This is a genomic window from Roseovarius sp. AK1035, assembly GCF_003288315.1.
In the GTDB taxonomy this organism is placed as follows: Bacteria; Pseudomonadota; Alphaproteobacteria; order Rhodobacterales; family Rhodobacteraceae; genus Roseovarius; species Roseovarius mucosus_A.
In genome coordinates this window covers 21435-47243 of sequence record NZ_CP030099.1, presented here as the reverse complement: position 1 = coordinate 47243, position 25809 = coordinate 21435, and the positions used below count along the sequence as shown (strand labels likewise).

The window sequence follows — 25809 nt, the reverse complement described above, 5'->3', positions numbered from 1 at the left end:
TTGACTGACGCCCATCGCCTCTTGGCGGGCGCTTAGCCGATATCGAGCAACACCGCGCCTGCGCGCCCCGGTGTCATCACCGCCTCATGCGCTTTCGCGCAATCCGTCAGCGGCAGGCGCATCGCAATCTCTGGGCGCAGCGTGCCCGCCTCAAGTGCGGCATGCAGCCGGGCAATCGCCGCCTCGCGGGCGGGCCATGGCAGGATATAGATCAGCGTGATGTCGATCTTGAGCGCCTTGAAAAGATATGGCCCAAACGGCAGCGTCGGTGCCATGTCCTTGCCCGATCCATAGGCGGCGATGGTGCCGTTGGGGGCCATCACCTCGGCCAGCAAAGCGGCGTTTTGGCCAAACTCCACCTCGATGGCGCGTAAGACACCGCGCCCACCCGTCGCCGCCATGATCTGTGCCGCCAGATCCGGATCGGCATAGTCGAACACATGGCGTGCCCCCGCCGCGCGCACCCGCTCCATCGCGGGGGCCGAACAGGTGGCAATCACCTGTGCCCCGGCGGCATGGGCCAGTTGCACGGCATTATGCCCAACGGCCCCCGCCCCGCCGGATATCAGGATCGTCTGTCCCGCCACATCGCCGCCGCCAAACACCGTCTGCACCGCCGTGAGGCCGGGAATACCAAGCGTCGCGCCGACCTCGAACGACACCGCATCCGGCAAAGGCACGGCTTGCACCGCAGGCAGGGCGATGAATTCGGCGGCGGTGCCATGGCTGCGTTGCCACTGACCGTTCCAGACCCAAACGCGCTGCCCGATGCGCCCCGGATTGACGCCCTCGCCCACCGCAGCAATAACGCCAGCCCCGTCCGAATGTGGGATGATTCGCGGATAGGCGGGTGTCGTGACACCGGGGCGGCTTCCCGCCCGCGCCTTGGCATCCGACGGGTTCACCCCCGAGACATGCAGTCGCACCAGCACCTCGCCCGCAGCGGGCGCAGGCGTGTCTGTCTCATGCAGGCTCAGAACATCATGCGCCGCGCCAAAGCGCGTATAGCTGACCGCGCGCATGCTGCGCGGGATCACTTGGTCCGGCGCAGGCGGATCACCACATCCACCGAGGTGATCTCGGCCCCGTCCGGGGCCTTGGGCAGGCGTGCGATTTCCAGCTCGCTCGCCGGGGCGTCGCTCAGCCGATTCTCGTCTTCCCAGTAAAAATGCGGATGATCGACGGTATTGGTGTCAAAATAGCTCTTCGAGCCATCCACCGTCACCTCTTGCAGCAGACCCGCATCGCAAAAGGCGCGCAGCGTGTTATAGACCGTAGCTAGGGACACCGCCTCGTCGCTGTTTTGCGCGTCAGCATAAAGGCTCTCGGCGGTCACATGGCGGTGTTTGCCATCGCCGATCAGCAAAGTGGCCAGCGTCATGCGCTGCCGCGTGGGCCGCAATCCTGCATCGGAAAGCCATTTTCCGGCAATCGTTCCGGCCTCAGTGGTCATCGTGTCATAGGCTGTCATCGTCTCGTTCATCCCGTGTTTCATCCAATATAGGGCCTGCATGGGGGTGGTTTCAATTAATTTCCTGCACTGGGCAATTCGAGGTGCGGTGATGTCGCAGGCTTGCATGCGCCTTTTGCAGGATGATAGAGGGGGCAGTGACCGGTATTTGCAATGAAGGGGGCCGCCTGCATGGCCGATTATCCAAGCAGCTTCGACCGTGACGACCTGCTTAAATGTGCCCGAGGCGAGTTGTTCGGACCGGGCAATGCCCAGTTGCCCGAACCGCCCATGTTGATGATGGATCGCATCACCGAGATTTCCGGTGATGGCGGTGCCCATGGCAAGGGGCATGTGGTGGCAGAGTTCGACATCACCCCGGACCTGTGGTTCTTCAAATGCCATTTTCCCGGCAACCCGATCATGCCCGGCTGTCTGGGTCTTGACGGCCTCTGGCAATTGACCGGCTTCAACCTTGGCTGGCGTGGCTGGCAGGGGCGTGGCTATGCGCTGGGCGTGGGCGAGGTCAAACTCACCGGCATGGTGCGGCCCGACCGCAAGATGCTGACCTATTACGTAGATTTCACCAAGGCGGTGCAGACACGGCGCCTGACCATGGGTGTGGCCAATGGAAGGGTCGAGGCGGATGGCGAGGTGATCTATCAGGTCACGGATATGAAGGTCGCGCTGTCGGAAAACTGAGCGGACACAGAGGGGCAGGGCGAATGCGTGGATGGATTGCGGCCCTCGTGAGCGTCATCGCCTATCCCGCCACCGCCTGTCCCGCCACCGCCTGTCCCGAAGGCCAGACAGCTTTCCTCACCTGCGACATGGAGCGAGGCAGCAAGGCGCTCAGCGTCTGCCGCAGCGAGACCGAGGTCAGTTACCGCTTTGGCCCCAAAGGCGGCACGCCAGAGCTGGCGCTGACACGCCCCATCGGCGACGGGGCCGAACTCGTGCCATGGCCCGGCATCGGTCGCACCATCTGGGAGGCGGTGCGCCTGCGCAACAACGCCGTGATTTACGAGGTCTATGCAGGGTTCGATAAGTTCGACGCGGTCGACGACAGCAAACCCGACAGCCGCTTTGGCGGCGTGGTGGTGTTGCTGGACGGCAAAGGCGAGATTGCGCATCTTAAATGCCGCGCCGGAACCGTAAATTACAGCTTTTGATCCCGCTTCGTCCCCATGATCTGGGGCAGTAAAATCCCCCCTACCCAAAACCTTGCGGCTGGCCTATAGTGGCTGTGGATAACTGGGCATCAGACCCATGATCCAAGAGGCAAGGACAGAAAAGGGGGACGGCCAATGCGCTGCCCGTTTTGCGGAAATATCGACACACAGGTCAAGGATTCGCGCCCGGCGGAAGAGCATGTCTCGATCCGCAGGCGCAGGTTTTGCCCGGGCTGCGGCGGTCGTTTCACCACCTATGAGCGCGTGCAACTGCGCGATCTGGTCGTTGTGAAATCCAATGGTCGGCGCGAGGATTTCGACCGCGACAAGCTGGAACGCTCGATCCGCATCGCGCTCCAGAAACGACCCATAGAGCCCGAGCGCATCGAACAGATGATTTCCGGCATTGTGCGACGGCTGGAAAGCATGGGCGAGACCGATATCCCCTCGAAAACCGTGGGCGAGATCGTGATGGAAAGCTTGGCCCGGATCGACACCGTGGCCTATGTGCGCTTTGCCAGCGTCTACAAGAACTTTCAGGAAGCGGATGATTTCGACCGCTTCGTCAGCGAATTGCGGCCCGAGGACGCGGCCCATAATCCCAAACCGGACGCGTGACCGGCGCCGACGCCCGCTTTATGGCGCTGGCCCTGTCGCTGGGGCGGCGGGGAATGGGCCAATGCGCGCCCAACCCCGCCGTGGGCTGCGTCATCGTGCAGGGTGGGCGCATCGTCGGGCGTGGCTGGACCTCGCCGGGCGGGCGGCCCCATGCCGAACCTCAGGCGCTGGCACAGGCGGGGGAACTGGCGCGCGGGGCCACGGCCTATGTCTCGCTCGAGCCTTGCGCCCATCACGGCCAAACCCCACCCTGCGCCGAGGCACTTATTGCGGCGGGCATTGCGCGGGTCGTGGCCCCGTTTGACGACAATGACCCGCGCGTCGCCGGTCGTGGCTTTGCCATGCTGCGCGCGGCGGGCATCGAGGTGCGCACCGGCGTCATGGCAGAACAGGCCGGGCGTGATCTGGCTGGCTTTCTCATGCGCAACGAAATCGGGCGGCCCCTCGTGACGCTCAAACTCGCCTCGAGCTTTGATGGCCGCATCGCCACCGCAACCGGACACAGCCAATGGATCACCGGTCCAGAGGCGCGGCGCGTGGTCCACGGCCTGCGCGCCCGCCATGACGCGGTGATGGTGGGGGCCGGGACCGCGCGGGCAGATGATCCGCAACTCACCGTGCGTGACATGGGCGCGCGCCGCCAACCGGTGCGGGTCGTGGTCTCGCGCCGCCTTGATCTGCCGCTCCTCAGCAATCTCGCCCGCACAGCGCGCGATGTGCCGCTCTGGCTCTGCCATGGGCCACATGTCGATCCGGCGCTGGTCAAGGCTTGGCAGGGCATTGGCGCACGGCTCTTGCCCTGCGAGGTGACACAAGGCCAGGTCGATCCAGCCTCGGTGCTCCATGCGCTCGGGGCCGAAGGGCTGACGCGGGTCTTCTGCGAAGGTGGCGGGGCGCTCGCGGCATCGCTCCTGTCGGCAGGGCTGGTGGATGAGTTGGTGGGCTTTACCGCAGGCTTTGCCATCGGGGCCGAAGGTCTGCCGGGCGTCGGCGCTCTGGGCCTCGCGCGGCTGGACGAGGCCCAACGCTACCGGCTGGTAGAAACCCGCGCGTTGGGCGGCGATGTGATGCACCGCTGGTCCCGCGCCTGACGCCAAGCCACGCACCCCACCCGGTGTTTGATCCGACAAGGTTTGCCACCGCACGCCGTCCTTCGACGGCGCGCGCTCGCGTGCCTTATTCCGCCGCGATTGCCAGCGCGTGATACGCCTTGATACGCTGGCAGGGCGACAACACCAAAGGGCGCGGCTTGATCGCGCGCACATTCATGTCCAGCACTACGATCTTGTCGCAAAGACCGTTCTCTCGCGTGTTCTTCTCGACGGTTTCGAACTCTGTTGAGGTCGCAAAGGCGATCTCATGTTGAAGCCCCATATGGTCGCGCAACCGCGCGACATAAGCCAGCCGCGGATGGCCGTCGACTGCGGCAACGCGACGCTCCCGCGCCAGCGCGAGAAGGTTGGGTCCAACAGCAGGGTCCTTGATCGGCGTATGTCCAGACAGAGTTTCCATGGGTGTGCCCTTTACCAAGTGAGGTGGAAATGAAGTTAGGCTGTGAGAGACCGTCGCAGCGATATCGAAGGTGATCGACATGCCCGACAGGGGCGGCAGCCCCCGGAACGCGCGTCGATGAGACTGGAATTCAAGAGACCGCCATCCGTCAGACTGGCACGGCTGCCTCTGTATTCGTAGACGATTTTCAGCGACTTACGCATTTGGATTTGGCCTCGCGCGTGTGTGGCAACGTCTTGCACAACTTCAGTATGCACCTAGCCTGCGGGCTTTGCATGGTCTCCAAAGATACTTTGAGTGATCTCTCGACAGCGCGGTGCGCCTTTGCGCTGGGCCGTCCCCATACCCGACAGGTCGCGATCCCGCGCCGGACATTCTTGCAGGTCGCGCCTGGCGCGTTAGAAACTGCGGCCTTGGGGCCGCAGTCTCAAGCATGCGACAAGTGGGGGGCTCAGCCCAACTCCGCCAACCGCGCCAAGGCTGCGCGCAGTTTACTGTCCTCTTCCTCGCGCAGGGCCAGATTCTCGCGCGCCTCTTCCACCACCTCTTCGGGGGCAGAGGCCACGAAATTGGGGTTGTTCAGTCGCCCGCGCAGCCCGCCCAATTCCTTTTCCAGCTTGGCCAGCGTCTTTTCCAGCCGCGCCTTTTCCTCGGCCACGTCAATGATGTCGGCCAATGGCAGGCCAAAGCTGCCGCCCTCTACCGCCACGGTGACACAGCCCTTGGGAAAGGCATCCACATCGCTCAGGCTCTCAACCCGCGCCAGACGCTTGATCATCACCTCATTGCGCGCCCAGGCCGCGCGCCCGGCCTCGTTCAGCTCCGTCACCAAAAGCGGCACATAAAGCCCCGCAGGCACATGCATCTGCGCGCGCGCCGAACGGATTTGCTCGATCAGGGCAATCACCCAATTCATCTCGCGGTCCGCCTCGGCGTCGATCAACTCGGCCCCATAGGTCGGCCAATCGCCATGCACCAGCATCTTCGCGCGCGTGCCCAGCGTGCCCCACAGCTCCTCGGTCACAAAGGGCATGATCGGGTGCAAAAGGATCAGACATTGATCAATGACCCACGCCATCGTCGCCTGTGTTTCCGCCTTGGTCGCGGCATCGCCATCCAGCAAAAGCGGCTTGGAAAACTCGACATACCAGTCACAGACCGTGCCCCAGACAAAGGCATAAAGCGCGTTGGCGGCATCGTTGAAGCGGAAATTTTCCAGCGCCTCATCGACGGTGGCGCGGGTCTTGGCGGTCTCGCCGATGATCCATTTGTTGACCGTCGCGGTGGGGGCGGGCACCGTGCCCGCGCTGCCCACGGCGCCATTCATCTCGGCAAAGCGCGCGGCATTCCACAGTTTCGTGGTGAAATTGCGATAGCCCGCAATGCGCTCTTTGCTGAGCTTCAGATCACGCCCCATGGCCGCCATCGAGGTCAGCGTGAACCGCACGGCATCGGTGCCATAATCCTCGATCAGGTCGAGCGGATCGAGCACATTGCCAAGGCTCTTGGACATTTTCTTGCCCTTCTCGTCGCGCACGAGAGCATGGACATAGACATGGGCAAACGGCTTTTGCCCGACCACGGCATATTGCATCATCATCATCCGGGCGACCCAGAAAAAGATGATGTCAAACCCGGTGATCAGAACCGAAGTGGGGAAATATTTCTGCAATTCCGCCGTATTCTCGGGCCAGCCCAGCGTGCCGATGGGCCAGAGGCCAGAGGAAAACCACGTGTCGAGAACGTCGGGATCACGCCAGACCGGATAGACCAGATGGGTCGGGTCCTGCGTGGCGGTGTAATCGGCCAAGGCACCGGCCAAACGGTGCAGCGCCGCATCGCGGCTCTCGACCTCGACCACCTGCATCGACGCCAGCGGCACCGGCAGATTTGCCAGACGGTCGTGAAACGCTGCCGTAACTCCCTCGAAATCGGCCCCGCATTCCATCAGCGGCCCTAAATGCCCCTCATTCAACAGCCGCAGCATCTCTACCAGATCAAGCGTGCCATCACCCTCGTCATCGTGGAACTCCGGCGCGCTCAGGTCAAAACCATACCACACCGGAATCTGATGCCCCCACCACAGTTGCCGCGAGATGCACCAAGGCTCGATATTCTCCAGCCAATGGAAATAGACCTTGCGATCACTCTCCGGCAGAATCGTCACCTCGCCCGAGCGCACGGCATCCAGCGCGGGGCCAACGATTTTGGCGGTATCGACAAACCACTGATCGGTCAGCATCGGCTCGATCACCACCTTGGAGCGGTCGCCAAAGGGCTGCATGATCGGCTTGGCCTCGACAAAGGGGACCATCTCGGGCGCGGGTTCGGCGCTGTCCTCGGCGTCCCGGGCTTGACCCGGGACCTCGACCATCACCGCCAGCCCTTCGGCCGTAATCTCCTCGACGACGCGGGCGCGTGCCTCGAACCGGTCCAGCCCACGCAGATGGTCGGAGATGAGGTTGAGCGTATCAATCTCTTCGGCCGTAAATGCGGCCCCTTCCGCAATCTCCTGCGCGCGCGCCGCGCAGTCCGCATAGGGCGCGCCATCGGCCCGCATCTGCGCGCGCGTGTCCATCAGGCGATACATCGGGATGCCATTGCGGCTGGCCACGCCATAATCGTTGAAATCATGCGCGCCGGTGATCTTGACCGCACCCGAGCCGAAATTGGGGTCGGGATACTCATCCGTGATGATCGGAATGAGACGGCGATGTTCCTTGGGCCCCACCGGAATTTCGCAAAGCATGCCCACGATGGGCGCATAGCGCGCATCCGACGGATGCACTGCAACGGCCCCATCGCCCAGCATGGTTTCGGGCCGCGTCGTGGCGATGGAAATGTAATCGCGCGTCTCGCGCAGGGTCACATTGCCGTCGGCATCCTTTTCGACATACTCATAAGTCTGCCCACCGGCGAGCGGATATTTGAAATGCCACATATGGCCCGCGACCTCGATATTCTCGACCTCCAGATCGGAAATCGCCGTCTCGAAATGCGGGTCCCAATTGACCAGCCGCTTGCCGCGATAGATCAGACCCTTGTTGTACATATCGACAAAGACCTTGATCACCGCGTCATGGAAATTGCCCTCTTCGCCCGCAGGCGCGCCCGGCGCGCCCGACATGGTAAAAGCATTGCGCGACCAATCGCAGGAGGCCCCCAACCGCTTCAACTGATTGATGATCGTGCCGCCCGATTGCGTCTTCCACTCCCAGACCTTCTTGAGAAACTCCTCACGCCCCATCTCGCGCCGCGTGGGCGCGCCCTCGGTGGCCAGCTTGCGCTCGACCACCATTTGCGTGGCGATGCCGGCGTGATCCTGCCCCGGTTGCCATAGCGTGTCATGGCCCCGCATCCGGTGCCAGCGGATCAGAATATCCTGCAAGGTGTTGTTGAACGCATGGCCCATGTGCAAGCTGCCCGTCACATTGGGCGGTGGGATCATGATGCTAAAGGTTTCAGCCCCCGGCGCGGCATTGGCCCCAGCCCGGAACGCGCCCGCGTCCTCCCACGCCTGATAAAGCCGCGTCTCGGCCTCGGCCGCATTGAATGTCTTTTCCATCGCCATGACGTCGTGATCCTGCAAAATCGAGGGTTTGCCCTGCTCTAGCGAATGTGACGGCAAAGGAAAAGGCGCGGTGCGGGAAAATCGACCCACCCCCGGTTTCACCGTTCCGCAAATTCGCAAATCCTCGCCGCGCCTCACGCGCCCCGGTCAAGTTTCGTGCTCAGGTGAATAAGGCTCTCTGATCCGCGCACGCCCTTGGCCTCGCCGATCCGGTCAAGCGTTTCATCCAGCGCCTCGGTGGTCTCGGCCTCCAGCGTCACAATAAGGTCGAACCGCCCCGAGGTGGTATGCACCCGCCGCACCTGAGGCAAGGATTTGAGCCGCGCCAACACCGCAGGGCCAGAGCGCGGCTCGATACTGACAAGCGCGGTGGCGCGCAAAGCAGGGCGGGCGCTCTGGCTCAGCCGCACGCTATAGCCCGTGATGATCCCGGCGTTTTCCAAGCGCTCCAGCCGCGCCTGCACTGTGGTCCGCGCCAGCCCCAGACGGCGCGCCAATGTCGCCACCGGCAGGCGGGCGTTTTCCTGCAAGAGCGCGATCAGCGCGCGATCAGTTTCGTCGGTTTGCATTGTGCCTCCGTCAATACGACGAAAATTTCCTGCAATCTATACGAAACGCCACCCTGAATCGACGAGATTTCGCAGCACACTCAAAGAAAACACGCAGCAGATTGAGGTATGCCCATGAAAAACGCCGCCCCTTGGTCCGATCCGCGCGCGCATCTGATGCGCCAAACCCCCGACGCGGCGTTGCTCTATTTCTCGCCCGACCAATTGCAAGCCACCGCACAGGCCTTTCAAGCCGGGTTTCCCGGCCTTGTGACCTATGCGGTCAAGGCCAATCCGGGGGCCGAGGTGCTGGCCAATCTGGTGGCGGCGGGCATCACCGCCTTTGACGTGGCCAGCCCCGAGGAAATGCGCGCCGTGCGCAGCGTTTGCCCGGCTGCCGTGCTGCATTACAACAACCCCGTGCGCTCTGTCCCCGAGATCGAGGTCGCGGCGCAGATGGGCGTGCGGTCCTATTCCATCGACGACTTGCGCGAATTGGACAAGCTGACGGGGCGGATTGCACCGGATGCCGAAATCACCGTGCGGCTTGCCCTGCCGGTGCGGGGGGCTGCCTATGATTTCGGGGCCAAATTCGGCGTCGGACCAGAGCGCGCGGCAGAGTTGCTGCGCGTGGTCGCAGACCGTGGCTTTACCCCGTCAATGACCTTTCATCCCGGCACGCAATGCGCCGACCCGGTCGCATGGGGCGCTTATATCGGTGTTGTGGCCGAGGTTGCGCGCAGCGCTGGCGTGCGTCTCGCGCGGCTCAATGTGGGCGGCGGCTTTGCGTCGCATCGCACCGGGACCATGCCCAACCTTGGCGCAATCTTCACCCATATCGGGGCCGAGGTCGCCCGCGTCTTTGGCGCGGATGCCCCGGCGCTCGTGTGCGAACCGGGCCGCGCCATGGTGGCCGAGGCGTTCAGCCTTGCCGTGCGCGTCAAGGCGCTGCGCGAGACCGGCGCGATTTTCGTCAACGATGGCGTCTACGGTGGCCTCACCGAAATCCGCGACATCGGCGCGCCGGACCGGATCACCGTTCTGGCCCCCGATGGCACGCCGCGAACCGGCGCGCCGCACCCGCGCGTGGTTTTTGGCCCCACCTGCGACAGCATTGACCGGCTGCCCGATCCCTTGCCCCTGCCCGGTGATCTGGCCGAGGGCGATTATCTGCTCATCGCAGGCATGGGCGCCTATACCCGCTGCCTCAGTACCGATTTCAACGGCTACGGCCTGCGCGACGTTGTGACCGTGGCGCATCTGTAACGCGCGGCTCACGCCGAATTTCATGGAATCGCAACGGATTTCTGCGCAAACTTACCCCAAGGTCCGGTCGCGCCCGTGATGCCATGGGCGCGTTTTCGGGCGGTAAAGGCGGTGCGTTATGTCATGGCGGGGATGGACCAAAAGCATTCTGGATTGGCTGCGACCGGGGCCAAGCGCGGGGCATCCGGCCTTTGGTCACCGGCGCGGCCCGGTCAATCATGTGCTGATCCTCGATGGCACCATGTCGAGCCTGACACCGGGCTATGAAACCAACGCTGGCCTCACCTATAAATTGCTGCGCGAGGTGTCGGGGGCCAATCTCTCGCTCTATTACGAGGCGGGGATTCAGTGGCGCGACTGGCGCGCAACCGGCGATATCGTCATGGGGCGCGGTATCAATCGCCAAATTCGCCGCGCCTATGGCTATCTCGCCAATCGCTACCGGCCCGGCGACCGGATATTCCTGATGGGCTATTCGCGCGGGGCCTATGCGGTGCGCTCGCTGGCGGGGGTGATCGACCGCATCGGCCTTTTGCGCGCCGAAGAGGCGACCGAACGCAATGTGCATCAGGCCTTTCGCCATTACCGCTGCACGCCGTCGGGCCGCGCCGCACAGGCCTTTGCCCGCGCCCATTGCTACGGCGACACCCATGTCGAGATGATCGGCGTCTGGGATACGGTCAAGGCGCTGGGCCTGCGCATCCCGATCCTGTGGCGCTATCGCGCCGATGCGCATGGCTTTCACAATCATCACCTCGGGCGCACCACGCGGAATGGCTTTCACGCGCTGGCCCTCGATGAGACACGCAAGGCCTATGCGCCCGTCCTCTGGGATTGTCCGCCCAATTTTGGCGGCCATGTCGAACAGGTCTGGTTTCGGGGCTGTCATTCGGATGTGGGTGGGCAACTCTGCGGCATCCACGCCGCGCGCCCCCTTGCCAATATCCCGCTGGTCTGGATGCTCGAGCGGCTAGAGGGCTGCGCGCTGCCATTGCCCCAAGACTGGCGCGCGCGCTTTCCGCAGGATGCAAACGCACCCTCCGTCGGCACATGGGTGGGCTGGGGCAAGATCTTTGTGCTGCGCGGTCCGCGCGTGGTGGGGCATGACCCCTCCGAGCGTCTGCACGAAAGCGTGGGTGGCCTTGCCCCCCGCCGTTGGGGCGGCCCGCGACTGACCGGCTTGGTCAAGGAACAGGGCGGCACCTGAACGTTCTGCGCCTCACGCTTTCGGGCCGCCCGTTTCTTCCAGTTGCGACAGCAGCATGGTCTGCAATTCCGCCTCCAGCTCGCGCGCGCGGGTGATATAGGCGTCATTCTCAACGGTCGGGCGCGCCGGGTCCCACAGCGCCGCCAATTCCCGCACCGATTGGCGATCATGCTGGTAAAATGTCTTTTCCAGCTCCGCCGCCTCGAATTCCGTCAGCCCCATGTTTTCCAGCACATAGCGCCCCGCGCGCAACGAGCTGTCAAACATCTCGCGCACGATGTCATTGGCTCCCGCCTGATACAGCCGGAACACATGCGTGCGGTCATAGGCGCGGGCGATGATATGCAGGTCCGGGCGCTCGCGCCGGGCAAAGCTCACAAGCCGCACTGTCGCTTCGGGATCATCCAGCGCCGCGACCAAGACCCGCGCCCGCGCCAACCCCGCCGCATGCAACAGGTCAGGCCGCGTCGGATCGCCAAAGAACCCCCGCACGCCAAACCGCCGCATCCGCTCGATGGCCAAAAGGTCGTGATCCAGCACAACGGTTTCAAACCCGCTGGAACGCACCAGCCGATTAACCACCTGTCCAAAACGCCCGATGCCCGCGATGATCACCGGCCCGGTCTGATCAATCGTATCGGCCTCCGGTGCCTCGCCCCGCTCGCGCAGGTTTCGCGACAGGACATCATAAAGAATGAAGAGAAGCGGGGTGATCAGCATCGTCAGCGCGATCACCAACAGGATCACCTCGCTTAACCCGGCAGGCAGCACATGCTGCTGCACCGAAAAGGCCACGAGAACAAAGCCAAATTCGCCCGCCTGCGCCAGCGACAGCGTAAAAAGCCAAAGATCGCGCCCGCGCAGCGCAAAAATGCGCCCCAGCACATAGAGGATTGCCCCTTTGGTCACGATCACCGCAAGCGCCAATCCCACGATCAACACCGGCGCACCAAAGAGCACCGTAAAATTGATCCCCGCCCCCACGGTGATGAAAAACAGCCCCAACAGCAGCCCTTTGAAGGGGGCCAGATCGCTTTCCAACTCATGCCGGAATTCGCTATTGGCCAGCACGACACCGGCCAGAAACGCCCCCAACGCGGGCGACAGGCCAACCAGCGTCATCAGGAATGAAATCCCCACCACGATCAACAGGGCAATCGCCGTGAACATCTCGCGCAGCCGCGCGCCATGGATAAAGCGGAACACCGGCCGGGTCAGGTAAACCCCCGCCAGCACAATCGACGCCACCGCCGCAATCGTGACCAGTGTCGCCCCCCAACCGGGCAAAGAGGCGATGAAGCTCTGCGCCGCCTCATGCGGCCCGCTCGCGCCATGCCCCGCCTCAGGCGCGCCGCGCGACAAAAGCTCGCCCATGATCATCTCGGGCGTCTTGGGTAGGGCCAAAAGCGGCAAAAACGCCAGCATCGGGATAACGGCAATATCCTGCGTCAGCAGAACGGAAAAGGCTGATCGTCCGCCCCCCGTCTGCATCAACCCCTTTTCCGACAGGGTTTGTAAAACGATGGCCGTGGAGGAGAGCGCAAAGATCAACCCCACCGCCAAGGCCACGCTCCATCCCATCCCCAAAAGGTAAAGCCCCGCCACCATCACCGTCAGCGTTGTCACGGTGATCTGCAATCCGCCCAGACCCAGCAAGCGGTGCCGCATATTCCAAAGCGCGCGCGGTTCCAGTTCCAGCCCAATGAGAAACAGCATCATCACCACGCCAAACTCGGCGACATGCTGCAATTCTGCGGTCTCATGCCCGCCCACCAGCCCGAAAACCGGCCCGATCAGGATGCCCGCAGCCAGATAGCCCAGCACCGATCCAAATCCCAACCGCGCCGCAATCGGCACGGCGATCACAGTGGCGGCAAGGTAAACCGTGGCCTGAAACAGGAACCCGTCCATCAGCGAATAAGGGCGTAGGTCATCATCCTACCCCTTCGGCATGCGCAGCACCACATCGCGCCCGCGTTTGTTATAGCGCAACTCGGAATCACCAATGGCTGAAACCTGCCCCCCATCCAGCCGGTCGCCCACCTGCACCTTTTGATACCGACCATTCGCCAGCCGCACCAGCGCGCGGCGGCTTTGCGGGCTGCCGTAGACGCCGATCAGATTGACGTTGCGCAGGTTGATGGCATTGGCCTCGGTCGCCGACCGCGCGACCGAGGCGGTTGTGGGAATATTGGGGGCCACCCGCGCGGCAGCGGCGGTCTGGATTTCGGGTTCCTCATCCTCGCCCGGCGTCGCCCGGTCCGGCTGCGGCGCGCGCGCGGCCTGCTCTAGCTCTTGTGGCCGCACCTTGGGCTTGATCGACGTGCCAACAGCCTGCGGCAGGCTCTCGGCGACAGAGCCGCGATTGGCCTCGATCAGCGCGGCGGCCAGCGAGGCGGAGCTGATATCGGCGGGCTGCACCTCTGGGGCGGGCGGCGGGGCCGCCGCCGCCGCTGCCGCCTCAATCACCGCTTGCGGGCGCAGGCGCGGACGCAGTGACGCAAGCTCGGACCGTGTAAGACCCGAGAGCGCCCCGCGCTCTTGCTGCTCGATCAGGTTCTCGGGGCGGGTGCGGGGGCGGATACCGCCCAGCCGCGCCGCCTCGGCGGCGGTCTCGGCGCTTTGCTCCAATCCGGGAACCGGCAGCGCGCGGGTAGGGGTCTCGGGGGGGCGCACCGGCGGCGGCCCGGCCCGCACCAAGATACCGTCAGGCGTCAGCGCACCCTCTGGCGTGGCCTGCACAAAGCCGCGTGCATCACGTGTGAATTGTGTGCCCGGCGGCGCGGGCGCAGCCGGGGTCTCGGGGCGACGGTCGAGCACGGTCTCAGACGCCGGGGGCAGCGCCACGGCATCCTGAAAGTTTACGGCCTCGTCAATCGAGGTCAGGTAAAACTCATCCAGATCGGTGGTATCCGCCTGCGCGGGCGGCTCGGGGGCCAATGGCCAGATGCCCGTGGCGGCATAGCGCGCCATCATCTCATCCGGCGTCAAGTCTTCGGGGGGCGGTGGCGTGGTCGCAACTGCCTCTGGCTCTGCCTCTGGTTCCGGGGGTGTAATCTCCGGCACGGTCTCTGCCTCAACCCCGACGGCGATTTCCGGCTCCGCCTCAATCGGTGGCGTCAGCGCAATTTCAGGCGCGCTCTCAACCGAAATCTCTGCCGGATCACTTCCGCCAAAGATCGTCGACCACGCCGCCACGCCCACCAGTAAGAGCAGCAAAAGCGCGGTCAGGATCAGCCCCAGAAACCGGGGCTTGCCACGTGCTGAGGGCTGGCTGCGTGCGCCAAACACCGTCAGACGCTCCGCCTCATCCGCAGGCTTGGCCACAACCCGTTCAGGGGCCGTCGTCTTGTCCCGGCGCGCGAGCAGCCCGGCCAGGCCCGCCCCCTTTGCCGCTTCGGGCGCAAGGCTTGCGGCGGCCAGATCAGTCAGCGCCGGATTTGCCCCGCCGGTCAAAAGCGGCGCAGCGCCCGGTCGCGGCAACTCTGGGGAAGGGGCGGTATCAGGCAGCGGTGTGATCCGCGCGGCACCTTCCAGCTTGGGTGCCCCGGCAATCGGCGCCCCCCGCTCGGCCCGGACGCTGGAAAACGACAGCGCCGGCAGGTCCGGTTCAGCCTTGAGCGCAGGGGCCGCGGGCTTGTCCGGGGCCGCGGGCGGCGCAGGAGCAGGGGCAGGCACAGAAGCCGTGTTCGGGGCCTTGGGTGTGGCCACAGCCGCGTCCGCCGCAGGCGCGATGACTGGCGCGGCACTGGCCACGCTCTCCACCGGTGGTGGTGCCTCGGGCAGGCGCGCGCTGCCCAGAATACGCACCGGCGCTTCGTCGCGGTCCACGCCCCGCGCCTGCGCCGCCGCTCCAAAGAACGGCTCGCCCGCAAAGCGATCTGATTGTGGCCGCGCGACAAAGCTCACCGGGTTGAACCGATGCTCAGCGGCAAAGGCCTCAGCCTCGTCCAAGGTCTCGCTTGCCACGGCGGCGATATAAAGCCGCCCGTCCTCCACGCTCCAGTCATAGACCAGATCATCAATGTGATAGGGCGTCGCCCCTTCCAAGGCTTCGGCGGCGGCCCGGTCATAATCCCCGTCCGGCGCGCTTGTGGCGGGCAGATCCATATATTTGATCTGCTCGTCCGGAATGATCAGCTTGGTGGACAATCCAGACGGATCAAGCAGCGCCGCCTTGGCCCTAAGCGCCGCCAACTCTCCCGCCAAATCCTCCGCATCAAGCGGCACATCGCCGACAAGATGCCAGCCCGCGCTGCCCGCGCGGTGCAAAAGGCCGATGCCTTCAAACGAAAGGGACAGGGCAAAATTCGGTTTCATGGGGAACGCTTTAACACTCGTCCGACATCGGCGGGAGTCCTTGTTCTCGATCCCCCCATCCTACAGCAGCTTCGCGCCGAGGCCAACCATCCGGTCGCGCCCCGGCGCAAGGCCGATTATGCACTCGCCTTGGCCAGCGCCTGCTCCAGATCGGCGATGATGTCCTTGGCATCCTCGATTCCGATGGAAATCCGCACCACATTGGGCGCGGCCCCGGCGGCGGTCTGTTGCTCGGGCGTAAGCTGCCGATGCGTGGTCGAGGCGGAATGAATGATCAACGACCGTGTGTCACCCAGATTGGCAACATGGCTAAAGAGGTTAAGGCTATCCACCAGCTTGAGACAGGCACCATAGCCCCCCTTAAGCGCCACGGTGAACAGCCCGCCCGCCCCCTTGGGGCAAATCCGTGCCACCCGGTCATGCCAGGGCGAAGATTTGAGGCCAGCATAGGTCACAGCCTCAACCGCCGGATGCCCTTCCAGCCAGGCCGCCACCTTTTCCGCGTTCTCGACATGCCGCGCCATGCGCAAGGACAGCGTTTCGATCCCCATCAGCGTGTAATGCGCCGCCTGCGGATTGAGCGTCATGCCCAGATCGCGCAGCCCGATGGCAATGCCGTGAAAGGTGAACGCCAAGGGGCCAAAGGTCTCGTGGAACTTGAGCCCGTGATAGGCGGGTTCCGGGGCCGAAAGGGACGGGAACTTGTCCGACGCGGACCAATTGAAATTGCCCGAATCAACCACCACACCGCCCGTGACTGTGCCATTGCCGGTCAGGAACTTGGTCATCGAATGCACGACCAATGTCGCCCCATGTTCGATCGGACGGCAGAGATACGGCGTGGCCGAGGTGTTATCGACAATAAGCGGCAGACCCGCCTTGTCGGCCACCGCCGCCACCGCATCCAGATCGGTGATATAGCCGCCCGGATTGGCGATGGATTCGCAGAACACCGCGCGGGTATTGTCGTCAATCGCGGCCTCAATGGCCCCCAGATCGTCGAAATCAACAAACTTGGCCGACCAGCCAAACCGCTTGATCGTCTGGCTGAATTGCGTGATCGAGCCGCCATAAAGCCGCGTCGAGACCACCACATTCAACCCCGGACCCATCAGCGGAAACAGCGCCATGATCTGCGCCGCATGGCCCGAGGAACAACAGACTGCGCCCGCGCCCCCCTCCAGCGTGGCCACCCGCTCTTGCAGCGCGGCGACCGTGGGATTGGTCAGGCGCGAATAAATATACCCCACCTCTTGCAGGTTAAACAGCGCCGCCGCGTGATCGGCATCGCGAAACACATAGGCCGTGGTCTGGTAAATCGGCACCTGCCGCGCGCCTGTGGCCGGATCGGGCCGCGCGCCCGCATGTACCTGCAACGTGTCGAATCCGTATGTCATTTCAGCGTCCTCCCGCGTCATATACCTTGCAAACCCGGTTAAGGCATCGCTAGGTGCCATGCAACGGGCATGAGGAGACATGATATGGCACATCCCTTTCATCTGGCAATCAATGTAACCGATCTGGGTGAGGCGCGCGCCTTTTACGGCGGGCTCTTGGGCGGCATCGAAGGGCGCTCCACCGAGACATGGGTCGATTTCGATTTCTTCGGCCATCAACTCAGCCTGCATCTGGGCACGCCCTTTGCCACACAATCCACCGGCAAGGTCGGCGATCACATGGTGCCGATGCCGCATTTCGGCGTGGTGCTGCCGCTCGACATCTGGCGCGGCGTGGCCGAGCGGTTAACGGCGGCGGCGGTCGATTTCGTCCTCCCCCCCTCGGTCCGGTTCGAGGGGCAGCCGGGCGAGCAATGGACCATGTTCTTCCGTGATCCTTCGGGCAATCCGGTGGAACTCAAGGGCTTTGCCGATATGACGACGGTCTTTGCCGCCTGACGCTTCAATAGGGGTGGTCGCGCCCGTCCCAGGTTTGAAAACACCCCGTTGATGCCAAATCCAGCGCCGCGAACCGTGCCACAAGCCCGGACGTGGCCTCTTCTACCGAAATCTCCGCCGAATCGCCGCCCATCTCGGTGCGCACCCAACCGGGGTGATAGATGCCCACGGCAATGCCATCGCCCGCAAGGTCACTGGCCAGATTGCGCCCGAGATTGAGCGCCGCCGCCTTGGACGCCCGATAGATATAGCTGCCCCCCGGCGCGCGGGTATGGCTGGCCATCTGGCTGGAAATGATCGCGATTTTCGCGCCCTTGCCCGCCCGCAGATGCGGCAGAAACGCCTGCACGGTCAGAAACACGCCCGTTACATTGGTGGCAAAGGTGTCGGCCCACATCTGCGCCGGATAGCCCTCTGCCAATGCCTGCCCCTTGTCGAGGTATACGCCCGCATTGCAGATCAAAAGGTCCACCGCCCGACCGTCCAGCCGCGCGGCAAGTGCCGCACAAGAGGCGGGATCGGTCACATCCAGCGCCACCTCCCCCTCCGACGGTCTGCGCGCCGTGGCAGTCACCTCATGGCCCGCTTGACGGTAATGATCGGCGAGGGCGCGCCCGATGCCGCGATTGGCACCGGTGATGAGGATATGCATGGTGGGGCCTTTCGGTCAGTTGGATTTGCGGCGCGGCACAAAGGGCAAGGGGGCCACAGGCACGCCATCCTCGATCAGCTTGCGCGCCTCTTCGGGTTTCGCCTCGCCATAAATGGCGCGTTCCGGGGCCAGCCCATCATGCATCTCGCGCGCCTCCCGCGCAAAATTAAGGCCAACATATTCTGAATTCTGTTCGATCTGCCGCTTGAGCTGCGCCAGCGCCTGTTCTTCGGGGGTTGGGGCCGGGGCAGGCGCCTTGTCGGGCGCAGTATGCAGGCTGGGGGCCATCAACGCCTTTTGCACCTCAGTGCCGCCACATACGGCGCATGTCACCATGCCCGCTCCCTGCAGCTTGTCAAAGGCGGCAGCGGATTGAAACCAACTGTCGAACTCGTGCTTATCCGCGCATCTGAGGGTGAACTTGATCATTTCCCGGTCCATCGCATCGCCGTCGATAGTTACGCCGCCCGCCGGGAATTTCAAGCTATGCTTTTGATCTTGCAGCCCAAGCGCGGGGGCCAACCGGGCACGCGGCGCATGATTAAAGCTTATGAAAAGAATCGGAATTGACATACCTGATTGTTTAAGTCAGAAAAGAAGGGCCAAGCCAGCCCGGTCCTGCGGTCAGCCCGGCCACCCTGTAACAAAGGACCGAAACACCATGTCACTTCTTCATACCAGCCCGGCGAGGGCCTTCGCATGATCCGCGCTCAGACCAAATCCGATCCCGCTTTGGTGGCCGAGGCCCCCTGCCACGATGCGCGCGCCCTCACCAATGGTGCCAATACCGCGCTTATCGTGCTCGACGGGCAAATCTACACCCTGCGCATCACCCGCGCGGGCAAGCTGATCCTGACCAAATGAAACACGCGCGCGACCTGACCGGCCAGATGCCGGTGGACCAGATGGCACAGTTGGACGGGCTGAACGGTCTGACCGTGGCCGCGCTGCGCGCTTGGAACGCGGGCGGCGCGCTGCGCGCCCATGCGCTCTTGTGTGATCGCATGGCCGAACCGATGGCGCTCGCCGCGTTCGAGGCGTTGCAGGACCTGACCGAGGTGTTGGGCCCGCATATCCGCCGCCCGCTGCGCTGTCATGCGCCCAACTGCGCCTGTGTCGGGCTGGACGAGGCCGCCTTTGCCCGCTTTGTCCAAGAGGCGGCCTTGGGCGACCGCGAAGATGCGCTGCTTCTGGGCAGTATTCTGGTGCAACCGCGCGCTATCCTGCCTCTCACGGATGCGGCGGCGCGCTTGGGCCTCTGCCTGCACCGCGCAGCGCTGCGCGCACCGCAGTCGCGCATCCCCGAACCTGCCAGCGCAACACGTCACTAGCCGCAAAAGGGACTGAACCGATGATCATCTGTCATTGCATGGCCATCACCGACGCCGACATTCACCGCGCGATGGACTGGATGCGCGCGGCGGATGCCGAGACGCTGATCACCCCCGGCAAGATCTACCGCGCGCTGGGAAAGCGTGCCGATTGCGGCGGATGTTTGCCGCTCTTTGTTGACACCATGCGTCAGGCCGATAGCCTGAGCATACCCATGCACCTGCGCGGCCTCCGCCGCGCATCCACACAGGGAGAACCACATGAAGGGCGACGCCAAGGTCATCGACTATCTCAATCAGGCTCTGCGGAGTGAACTGACCGCTGTCAGTCAGTATTGGCTCCACTACCGGCTGCAAGAGGATTGGGGCTATGGCCGTATCGCCGCCAAATCCCGCGCCGAAAGCATCGAAGAGATGCAGCACGCCGACAAGCTGATCGAACGGATCATCTTTTTGGGGGGGCATCCCAACCTGCAAAAACTCGACTCGCTGCGCATCGGGCAAAACCTGCGCGAAACGCTCGAGGCGGATCTTGCCGCCGAACACGACGCCCGCACCCTCTATATCGAGGCGCGCGGCCATTGCGAAAGCGTGGCGGATTATGTGTCCAAAAACCTCTTTGAAGAGCTGATCACGGATGAAGAGGGCCATATCGACTTTCTCGAAACCCAGATCGACCTCTATGACCAGTTGGGGGCCGAACGCTACGGCCTGCTCAACGCAAGCCCGGCGGATGAGGGCGCGTAAATAGAGGAGGCTCCGCAGCATGCGGGGGATTAGGTTGCGCCGTCATTGGCCCCAATCCCCCGCGCGCATGGCACCGAAGGTGCCGCGCGGTGTGCGTGGGGGCAAGCCTACCACTAGAATAACTCCAGAGTTTTTGTCGTATAAGCCGCCCGCCTAAAACACCGCATGCGCCCCCAAATCCACCCGCGCGCGGCCCGAGATCACCTCTTCATAGTAATCGAATAGCCTGTCCTGCCCGGTCTCGGGCGTGGCATCGGCGTCATAGGCCTCCGCTGCCGCATCCCAGACCAGCATCGATTCGGTAGCGTAATAGCGCCCGATCCGCGCCAGTTCCGCCTTGGCCCGCAACCGTGGCAGCACGCGCCCGCCCAAGGACAGCCCGCCGATGATCGCATCCATCATGCCCACCGGCACCTGCCGCAGGCTCACCGGTTTTCCCAACCGCTTGAACAGCCAGTCGGCCTGATCGCGCGGGGTGATCGCAGGGCCGGGCCCTCCAATCGGCAACACCTTGTTCCAGCGGTCCGGCACGTCCAGACAGCCCGCCAGATAGTCGCCCAGATCCCGATCACTGATCGGCTTGCACGCCGTCAACTGCCCATCCCCGAACACCAAAAAAGGCTTGCCCGCCTGCACCCGCGCAATCTGCCCCGACAGCGATTTGAAATAGGCCGTGGGCCGCACGATCGAATAGCGCAGGCCAGAGGCGATCAGCCGCGCCTCAAAGGCCAGCTTGGCCGCCTGAAACGCCAGCATCGGCTTTTGCACACAGATCGCCGACAAAAGCACCATATGCTGCACCCCCGCCGCCTGCGCCGCCTCGAGCGCCACAAGATGCGCATCGTGATCCACCGCCCAGGCATCGGCGGGCAAGCCGCTGCGCGACGCCATGCAAGACACCAACGCTTTGAACTTGGCACCGTGAAATCCCTCGCGGGCGAGGTCCGAAATCTCCCCCCGCCACAGCGTGACCCCGGCGGGCAACCCCGCCGCCTTCGCCCCCGGTCGCAGGGCACAGACCACCTCATGCCCCCGCGCCAACAGCGCCGCCACCGCAGCCCGGCCAATCGTGCCGGTGCCGCCCAGCACCAGAACCCGGCCCCCTCCGGCCCAAGCCTGCGTCTCATTCATTTTGGTGATACCTCCCCGCACCCCTTTGCATTTTACCCGCCCTGCCTATCTGCTATACTTCCCACGACCCAGAGGAGCATAGCCCATGGCACATACAAGACGAAAGCTGGCCGAACTCGATCCGGTCTGGGGGCAGATCGCCCAAGAGGCCAAGGCCGCCATCGCCGATGAGCCGCTCTTGGGCGGGCTGATCCATTCCAGCGTGCTGCATCACGGCACCTTCGAATCAGCGCTTGCCTATCGCATTTCCCTCAAACTCACCTCCAACGAGATGCCCGAACAGATCCTGCGCGAGATTTGCGACAAGGCTTTGGCGTCTGACCCGTCCATCGGCCTTGCCGCCCGCGCCGATATCGTGGCCGTCAATGACCGCGATCCGGCCTGCGACCGGTTCCTCTTGCCGCTCCTTTTCTTCAAGGGCTTTCAGGCAATCCAGGCCTATCGCATCGCCCATTGGCTCTGGACGACGGGCCGCCGTGATCTTGCGCGCTTTTTCCAGATGCGCGCCTCCGAAGTGTTCGGCGTCGATATTCACCCCGCCGCCCGCATCGGCAAGGGCATCATGATCGACCACGCCCATTCCATCGTGATCGGGGAAACCGCCGTGGTCGGCGACAATGTCTCGATGCTGCATTCCGTCACTCTGGGCGGCACCGGCAAGGAAGAAGAGGATCGTCACCCCAAGATCGGCAATGGCGTCCTGATCGGGGCCGGGGCCAAAGTGCTGGGCAATATCCGCGTCGGCAATTGCAGCCGTATCGCCGCAGGCTCGGTCGTTCTGCAAGAGGTGCCCCCCTGCAAGACCGTTGCAGGCGTGCCCGCCAAAATCGTGGGCGAAGCTGGCTGCGATCAACCCTCGGTCAAGATGGACCAGCTCTTGGGCGTGCGCGGCACTGACGACGACGCGAGCGACTGACGATCATGCACGGCCTCTGGCTGTGGCTGGCACCGGTCGTGCTCTTGAGCCTGTCCAATATCTTCATGACCTTCGCGTGGTATGGGCACCTCAAGTTTCCGCATGTCGCCCTCTGGCTTGTCATCCTGATAAGCTGGGGCATTGCGCTGATTGAATATATGCTCGCGGTGCCCGCCAACCGGCTCGGGCACCGCGTCTATTCGGCGGCGGAACTCAAGACCATGCAAGAGGTGATCACGCTGGTGATCTTTGCGGGTTTTTCCGTGCTCTACCTCAAGGAACCGATCACCTGGAACCACGCGCTTGGCTTTTCGCTGATTGCGGCAGGGGCTTTCGTCATATTCCGCGCCCCGCTCTGACCGGGCCACCTGCGCCCATTCGCCTCTTGCCGCGCCGCGCCCGATTTGGGATAAGACGCCAGCGATCATCTCACGGAGAGTCCCATGTCTGCGCGCATCTACAAACCGGCCCGCACCGCCATGCAATCCGGCACCGGCAAAACCCGGCACTGGGTTCTGGAATTCGTGTCCGAGACCGCGCGCGAGGTTGATCCGCTGATGGGTTGGACCTCCAACGCCGATACGCAAACCCAAGTGCGCCTGCGCTTCGAGACCAAAGAAGCGGCGCTGCAATACGCCAAGGAACATGGCATCGACGCCGTGGTTCAGGAACCGCAGGCCCGCAAACCCAATATTCGCCCCGGCGGCTATGGCGATAACTTCGCCACCAACCGCCGCCAAGTCTGGACGCACTAAATACGTTTCGTCTGATCAGGTTCACACCGCCCCGGCCCCAGAGCCGGGGCCTCTGCGCTGACCCGGCGAGGTCCCGGATCAAGTCCGGGACGGGTGCGGTTTCGATAGGCTGTAACGTGCTTTAAGCAGTCAGCCCCGGCACAGAACGCGAAACGCCCCGGAAATCTTCCGGGGCGTTTTCGTTTTCAGCGTTGATCCTGAACTCAAGCGGCGCGGAACAGGTCCGAGCGTGCCGCAAGATCAGCCACCAATGTGTCGCGCTTGAGACCCAGGGCTGCAAGCCGCTGATCGCTCGCCATTGACAGCGTTTCAACCTCATGGGCGAAGCGGTTGGCGGCAACGACCGACTTGAAAAAACCGTCGATCAGGCGCAGCGGCGCCAATACAAAGCGCCCGACATTCCCAAACCCCGGTGCCGGAACATTACTGTGGGACGAATAGGCCATAACTGTGCTCTCCTGAGAATGCCGCGTCTGCAACATAATCTATGTTGCGGCGCAGCATTTTTCCATACCACAGTATGCAAACCCGCTCTGCGCGGGCGGCATGGCTGGCGAGGTTTAAACCTCTCCAACCCGTGCCGCGCGCCCACCGCGGCGCTTGCGCAGCAAGGTGGCCCGGTCAGGCAGCGCCTCCATGATCGCGCGCCGCTCGTCCGGGGCCATTTTGGTCCAGCGGGTGATCTCGTCGATCGAGCGAAGGCATCCCGTGCAAATCCGCGCCTGCGGATGCACCACACAGATTTTCACGCAAGGGCTCTCGACTTCATTGCGTGCCCATGGGCTTTCATCTGTCATGCTCTGCCCTCATATGCCCCATCCGGTCCAACACCCCTTGCAGGATATAGGCCGCCGCGATGTTGTCGATAACCTGCATACGACGCTTTCGTGTCGCATCCGCCTCCAAAAGCGCCCTTTCCGCGGCAACAGTCGACAACCGCTCATCCCAATAGCCAATCGGCACCTCTGTCAGGCGCGACAGATTGCGGGCAAACGCGCGGGTGGATTGCGCGCGCGGCCCCTCGCTGCCGTCCATATTGCGCGGCAGGCCAAGAATGATCCCGCCCACCTCGCGCCCCGCCACGATCTGCAACAGACGCGCGGCATCGTCGGTAAACTTCACCCGCTTCACGGTCTCATGCGGGCTTGCCACCGACCAGAGCCGGTCCGACAGCGCCACGCCAATCGTCTTGGTTCCCAGATCAAGGCCCATGATCGCCCGACCCTGCGGCAGGGCTGCGGCAAACGCGGCGATCTCCTCAAGGATCATTCCGCGACGCCCGCGCTTGCCGCAGCAGCGCGCACAACAGCCAAACGCTCCGGCTCTGCGGCAAAGACCGCCTGCGCCTCGGTCCAGACCTCTTGCGCCTTATCTTGTTCCCCCAACACGCCATAGGCATTGATCAGCCGCGCCCAATCCTGCTCGGTGCCGCCCTCGGTGGCCAGCCGCTGCGCAAGGCCCGCCACCATGCCGCGGATCATCTCTTGCTGCGCTTCAGGGTCCATGTCTTGAGCTGCGGCAATGTCCGCCGCCGATGGCCCCGGCGCATTGGGCGCGTCCTGCTCGGGTGGCAGCGTATACCGCACCCCGGCGCGCCCCGCCAATTCCTCGATCTGCGCCCGGATGGTGGGCACCCAAGGGGCCTCTGGCGTGCTCTCGTTCAGCAGCGCCTCCCACAGGCGGAACGCCGCATCGGGCCGATCCACCTGCATCATGTAGAGCCCAAGGTAAAACCGCGATGACGGCTCTCGCCCATCCCGCTCCAAGGCCGCGCGCAACGCTGTCTCCGCCTCCGACGACACATAGCCGCCGCTGGCATTGATCATCAGATCCGCCAGCATGGCATAATCCGCCGCACTCGCCGCCTCGCCCTTGACCGCAATCAACTGCGCTTGCGCCTGCCGCGCCGCCACCAGATTGCCCAGCGCCGCCTCGCTGCGCACCAAGAACCGCAACCCTTGCTGATCCTCGGGCCGCTCGGCCACGGTCTTGCGCAACTGCTCGATCAGCCTGATGTAATCCTCGTTCGTGCCCTCGGGCACCCCGGTCTCGCCGGGGCCAAATCGCTCCTCTGCCGCCGCCTGATCCAGCCGCGCCGCCCGCGCCGCATCCGAGGCCGCAATCCGCGCCGCCATCGGCAAATCCTGATAGCCCGGCGCGCCGATCCTGTCATAGATCAGAACACCGCCGCCCGCGATCACCGCCACGATCACCCCGGCCATGATCACGCCCGCGCCGCGCGGCTGCCCCCCGCTTTCGCCGCCCTGACGCAATTGCGCATCCGCCGCCAGCACCTTGCGCGAAATCTCGGCCCGCAACCGCTCGGCATCCTCTGCCGCGATCACGCCGCGCGCGGTGTCGCGCTCGATCTCTTTCAACTGATCGCGGTAGACCTGCAAATCATAGGCGGCAGGCGGCGCTTCGCCGACCCGCCCGCGCAGCAGCACAAGGCCCAGAACGGCACTCACGCCAATCGCCAAACCCGCAACGGTGATCCAGAAACCCATGTCTTTTCCTTCTATGTTGCTCTCATGTAACCGCCCATGCGCCCGGAAAAAAGGGCCAAGCCGTCGCATCCGCGCGCCCAGCCCGCGCCCCGATGTCGCAATGTCGCTATTGATACCGTTTCCGCCGCCCGGAGTATCCTTTCAACCGGCCAGCTGACGCATTACGGTGCCAGTCGCATCCAAGCCCGAATCCCGCCAACTCCAGAGAGCG

At 63.8% G+C, this 25809-nt stretch carries 29 protein-coding genes; 14 read left to right on the top strand and 15 right to left on the bottom strand.

Annotated features, from left to right (window positions below):
• Window positions 1-32 precede the first annotated feature (32 nt).
• On the bottom strand, window positions 33-1022 hold the full coding sequence (locus RAK1035_RS00245) for an NADPH:quinone reductase (RefSeq protein WP_037297552.1): 990 nt from the start codon (window positions 1020-1022) through the stop codon (window positions 33-35).
• 11 nt (window positions 1023-1033) lie between these two features.
• Window positions 1034-1453, bottom strand: a complete 420-nt coding sequence (irrA, locus tag RAK1035_RS00240; protein ID WP_037297550.1) for an iron response transcriptional regulator IrrA — start codon at window positions 1451-1453, stop codon at window positions 1034-1036.
• Between the two features lie 189 nt (window positions 1454-1642).
• Between irrA and fabA the strand changes: the two genes are divergently transcribed.
• The 4 genes from fabA to ribD all read left to right on the top strand — a co-directional run bounded on the left by fabA (window position 1643) and on the right by ribD (window position 4331).
• Window positions 1643-2152, top strand: a complete 510-nt coding sequence (gene fabA, locus RAK1035_RS00235; protein WP_008280595.1) for a bifunctional 3-hydroxydecanoyl-ACP dehydratase/trans-2-decenoyl-ACP isomerase — start codon at window positions 1643-1645, stop codon at window positions 2150-2152.
• A 23-nt stretch (window positions 2153-2175) separates the two neighbouring features.
• Window positions 2176-2622, top strand: a complete 447-nt coding sequence (locus tag RAK1035_RS00230; RefSeq protein ID WP_008280594.1) for a hypothetical protein — start codon at window positions 2176-2178, stop codon at window positions 2620-2622.
• Between the two features lie 135 nt (window positions 2623-2757).
• The gene (nrdR, locus tag RAK1035_RS00225; protein ID WP_008280592.1) at window positions 2758-3240 is read left to right on the top strand and encodes a transcriptional regulator NrdR; all 483 of its coding nucleotides are present in this window, start codon (window positions 2758-2760) and stop codon (window positions 3238-3240) included.
• A gap of 20 nt (window positions 3241-3260) precedes the next feature.
• The gene (gene ribD, locus RAK1035_RS00220; RefSeq protein ID WP_037297548.1) at window positions 3261-4331 is read left to right on the top strand and encodes a bifunctional diaminohydroxyphosphoribosylaminopyrimidine deaminase/5-amino-6-(5-phosphoribosylamino)uracil reductase RibD; all 1071 of its coding nucleotides are present in this window, start codon (window positions 3261-3263) and stop codon (window positions 4329-4331) included.
• Window positions 4332-4416: 85 nt separating this feature from the next.
• Here the strand turns inward: ribD and RAK1035_RS00215 are convergent, their stop codons facing one another.
• The 3 genes from RAK1035_RS00215 to RAK1035_RS00205 all read right to left on the bottom strand — a co-directional run bounded on the left by RAK1035_RS00215 (window position 4417) and on the right by RAK1035_RS00205 (window position 8892).
• Window positions 4417-4752 carry a hypothetical protein gene (locus tag RAK1035_RS00215; RefSeq protein WP_008280590.1) on the bottom strand — a complete coding sequence of 112 codons (336 nt, stop codon included), beginning with the start codon at window positions 4750-4752 and terminating at the stop codon, window positions 4417-4419.
• Window positions 4753-5203: 451 nt separating this feature from the next.
• Window positions 5204-8323, bottom strand: a complete 3120-nt coding sequence (locus tag RAK1035_RS00210; RefSeq protein WP_008280589.1) for a valine--tRNA ligase — start codon at window positions 8321-8323, stop codon at window positions 5204-5206.
• A gap of 134 nt (window positions 8324-8457) precedes the next feature.
• A complete protein-coding gene (locus tag RAK1035_RS00205; protein ID WP_008280588.1) occupies window positions 8458-8892 on the bottom strand; it encodes an Lrp/AsnC family transcriptional regulator in 435 nt (144 codons plus the stop codon).
• 114 nt (window positions 8893-9006) lie between these two features.
• On the opposite strand from RAK1035_RS00205, the gene RAK1035_RS00200 reads away from it, so the two are divergent.
• Entirely contained in the window at window positions 9007-10137 is a 1131-nt protein-coding gene (locus RAK1035_RS00200; protein ID WP_008280587.1) for a type III PLP-dependent enzyme, read from the top strand.
• A gap of 118 nt (window positions 10138-10255) precedes the next feature.
• Window positions 10256-11344 carry a DUF2235 domain-containing protein gene (locus RAK1035_RS00195; protein ID WP_008280586.1) on the top strand — a complete coding sequence of 363 codons (1089 nt, stop codon included), beginning with the start codon at window positions 10256-10258 and terminating at the stop codon, window positions 11342-11344.
• 12 nt (window positions 11345-11356) lie between these two features.
• Here RAK1035_RS00195 and RAK1035_RS00190 read toward each other — a convergent pair whose 3' ends face one another.
• The 3 genes from RAK1035_RS00190 to RAK1035_RS00180 form a co-directional block, all read right to left on the bottom strand.
• Complete coding sequence (locus RAK1035_RS00190) at window positions 11357-13255, bottom strand: cation:proton antiporter domain-containing protein (RefSeq protein WP_008280585.1); 1899 nt, start codon at window positions 13253-13255, stop codon at window positions 11357-11359.
• A 27-nt stretch (window positions 13256-13282) separates the two neighbouring features.
• Window positions 13283-15664: a hypothetical protein gene (locus RAK1035_RS00185; protein WP_008280584.1), complete on the bottom strand. Its 2382-nt coding sequence runs from the start codon at window positions 15662-15664 to the stop codon at window positions 13283-13285.
• Between the two features lie 116 nt (window positions 15665-15780).
• Entirely contained in the window at window positions 15781-17061 is a 1281-nt protein-coding gene (locus RAK1035_RS00180) for an O-acetylhomoserine aminocarboxypropyltransferase/cysteine synthase family protein (RefSeq protein ID WP_037297460.1), read from the bottom strand.
• A gap of 84 nt (window positions 17062-17145) precedes the next feature.
• Between RAK1035_RS00180 and RAK1035_RS00175 the strand changes: the two genes are divergently transcribed.
• Window positions 17146-17559, top strand: coding sequence for a VOC family protein (locus RAK1035_RS00175; RefSeq protein ID WP_008280582.1), 414 nt, complete (start codon window positions 17146-17148; stop codon window positions 17557-17559).
• A 4-nt stretch (window positions 17560-17563) separates the two neighbouring features.
• On the opposite strand, the gene RAK1035_RS00170 is transcribed toward RAK1035_RS00175, so the two are convergent.
• Together RAK1035_RS00170 and RAK1035_RS00165 are read right to left on the bottom strand one after the other, a co-directional pair.
• Entirely contained in the window at window positions 17564-18211 is a 648-nt protein-coding gene (locus tag RAK1035_RS00170; RefSeq protein ID WP_008280581.1) for an SDR family oxidoreductase, read from the bottom strand.
• Window positions 18212-18226: 15 nt separating this feature from the next.
• Window positions 18227-18640: a DUF1178 family protein gene (locus RAK1035_RS00165; protein WP_037297545.1), complete on the bottom strand. Its 414-nt coding sequence runs from the start codon at window positions 18638-18640 to the stop codon at window positions 18227-18229.
• Window positions 18641-18910: 270 nt separating this feature from the next.
• Between RAK1035_RS00165 and hemP the strand changes: the two genes are divergently transcribed.
• From hemP to bfr, 4 genes are read left to right on the top strand one after another with little or no spacing between them, the layout of a single operon-like run.
• Window positions 18911-19075 carry a hemin uptake protein HemP gene (gene hemP, locus RAK1035_RS00160; RefSeq protein WP_008280579.1) on the top strand — a complete coding sequence of 55 codons (165 nt, stop codon included), beginning with the start codon at window positions 18911-18913 and terminating at the stop codon, window positions 19073-19075.
• Complete coding sequence (locus tag RAK1035_RS00155; protein WP_008280578.1) at window positions 19072-19542, top strand: hypothetical protein; 471 nt, start codon at window positions 19072-19074, stop codon at window positions 19540-19542. The genes hemP and RAK1035_RS00155 overlap by 4 nt, the downstream gene beginning before the upstream one ends.
• A 20-nt stretch (window positions 19543-19562) precedes the next feature.
• A complete protein-coding gene (locus tag RAK1035_RS00150) occupies window positions 19563-19856 on the top strand; it encodes a (2Fe-2S)-binding protein (protein WP_008280576.1) in 294 nt (97 codons plus the stop codon).
• On the top strand, window positions 19804-20289 hold the full coding sequence (gene bfr / locus RAK1035_RS00145; RefSeq protein WP_008280575.1) for a bacterioferritin: 486 nt from the start codon (window positions 19804-19806) through the stop codon (window positions 20287-20289). The genes RAK1035_RS00150 and bfr overlap by 53 nt, the downstream gene beginning before the upstream one ends.
• Before the next feature lie 153 nt (window positions 20290-20442).
• On the opposite strand, the gene RAK1035_RS00140 is transcribed toward bfr, so the two are convergent.
• Window positions 20443-21420, bottom strand: a complete 978-nt coding sequence (locus RAK1035_RS00140) for an NAD(P)H-binding protein (protein WP_008280574.1) — start codon at window positions 21418-21420, stop codon at window positions 20443-20445.
• 85 nt (window positions 21421-21505) lie between these two features.
• On the opposite strand from RAK1035_RS00140, the gene cysE reads away from it, so the two are divergent.
• The 3 genes from cysE to RAK1035_RS00125 all read left to right on the top strand — a co-directional run bounded on the left by cysE (window position 21506) and on the right by RAK1035_RS00125 (window position 23091).
• Complete coding sequence (cysE, locus tag RAK1035_RS00135; protein ID WP_008280573.1) at window positions 21506-22336, top strand: serine O-acetyltransferase; 831 nt, start codon at window positions 21506-21508, stop codon at window positions 22334-22336.
• 5 nt (window positions 22337-22341) lie between these two features.
• Window positions 22342-22695: a DMT family protein gene (locus RAK1035_RS00130; RefSeq protein ID WP_008280572.1), complete on the top strand. Its 354-nt coding sequence runs from the start codon at window positions 22342-22344 to the stop codon at window positions 22693-22695.
• Window positions 22696-22779: 84 nt separating this feature from the next.
• The gene (locus RAK1035_RS00125; RefSeq protein ID WP_008280571.1) at window positions 22780-23091 is read left to right on the top strand and encodes an ETC complex I subunit; all 312 of its coding nucleotides are present in this window, start codon (window positions 22780-22782) and stop codon (window positions 23089-23091) included.
• 203 nt (window positions 23092-23294) lie between these two features.
• Here the strand turns inward: RAK1035_RS00125 and RAK1035_RS00120 are convergent, their stop codons facing one another.
• The 4 genes from RAK1035_RS00120 to ccmI all read right to left on the bottom strand — a co-directional run bounded on the left by RAK1035_RS00120 (window position 23295) and on the right by ccmI (window position 25598).
• On the bottom strand, window positions 23295-23537 hold the full coding sequence (locus RAK1035_RS00120; protein WP_112303047.1) for a hypothetical protein: 243 nt from the start codon (window positions 23535-23537) through the stop codon (window positions 23295-23297).
• Window positions 23538-23651: 114 nt separating this feature from the next.
• Window positions 23652-23888 (bottom strand): DUF1289 domain-containing protein, encoded by a 237-nt coding sequence (locus RAK1035_RS00115; protein ID WP_008280569.1) that lies wholly within the window; start codon window positions 23886-23888, stop codon window positions 23652-23654.
• Window positions 23878-24360, bottom strand: a complete 483-nt coding sequence (gene ruvX, locus RAK1035_RS00110; protein WP_008280568.1) for a Holliday junction resolvase RuvX — start codon at window positions 24358-24360, stop codon at window positions 23878-23880. Before ruvX ends, RAK1035_RS00115 begins: the two co-directional genes overlap by 11 nt.
• Window positions 24357-25598: a c-type cytochrome biogenesis protein CcmI gene (ccmI, locus tag RAK1035_RS00105; RefSeq protein ID WP_008280567.1), complete on the bottom strand. Its 1242-nt coding sequence runs from the start codon at window positions 25596-25598 to the stop codon at window positions 24357-24359. Before ccmI ends, ruvX begins: the two co-directional genes overlap by 4 nt.
• Window positions 25599-25809 lie beyond the last annotated feature (211 nt).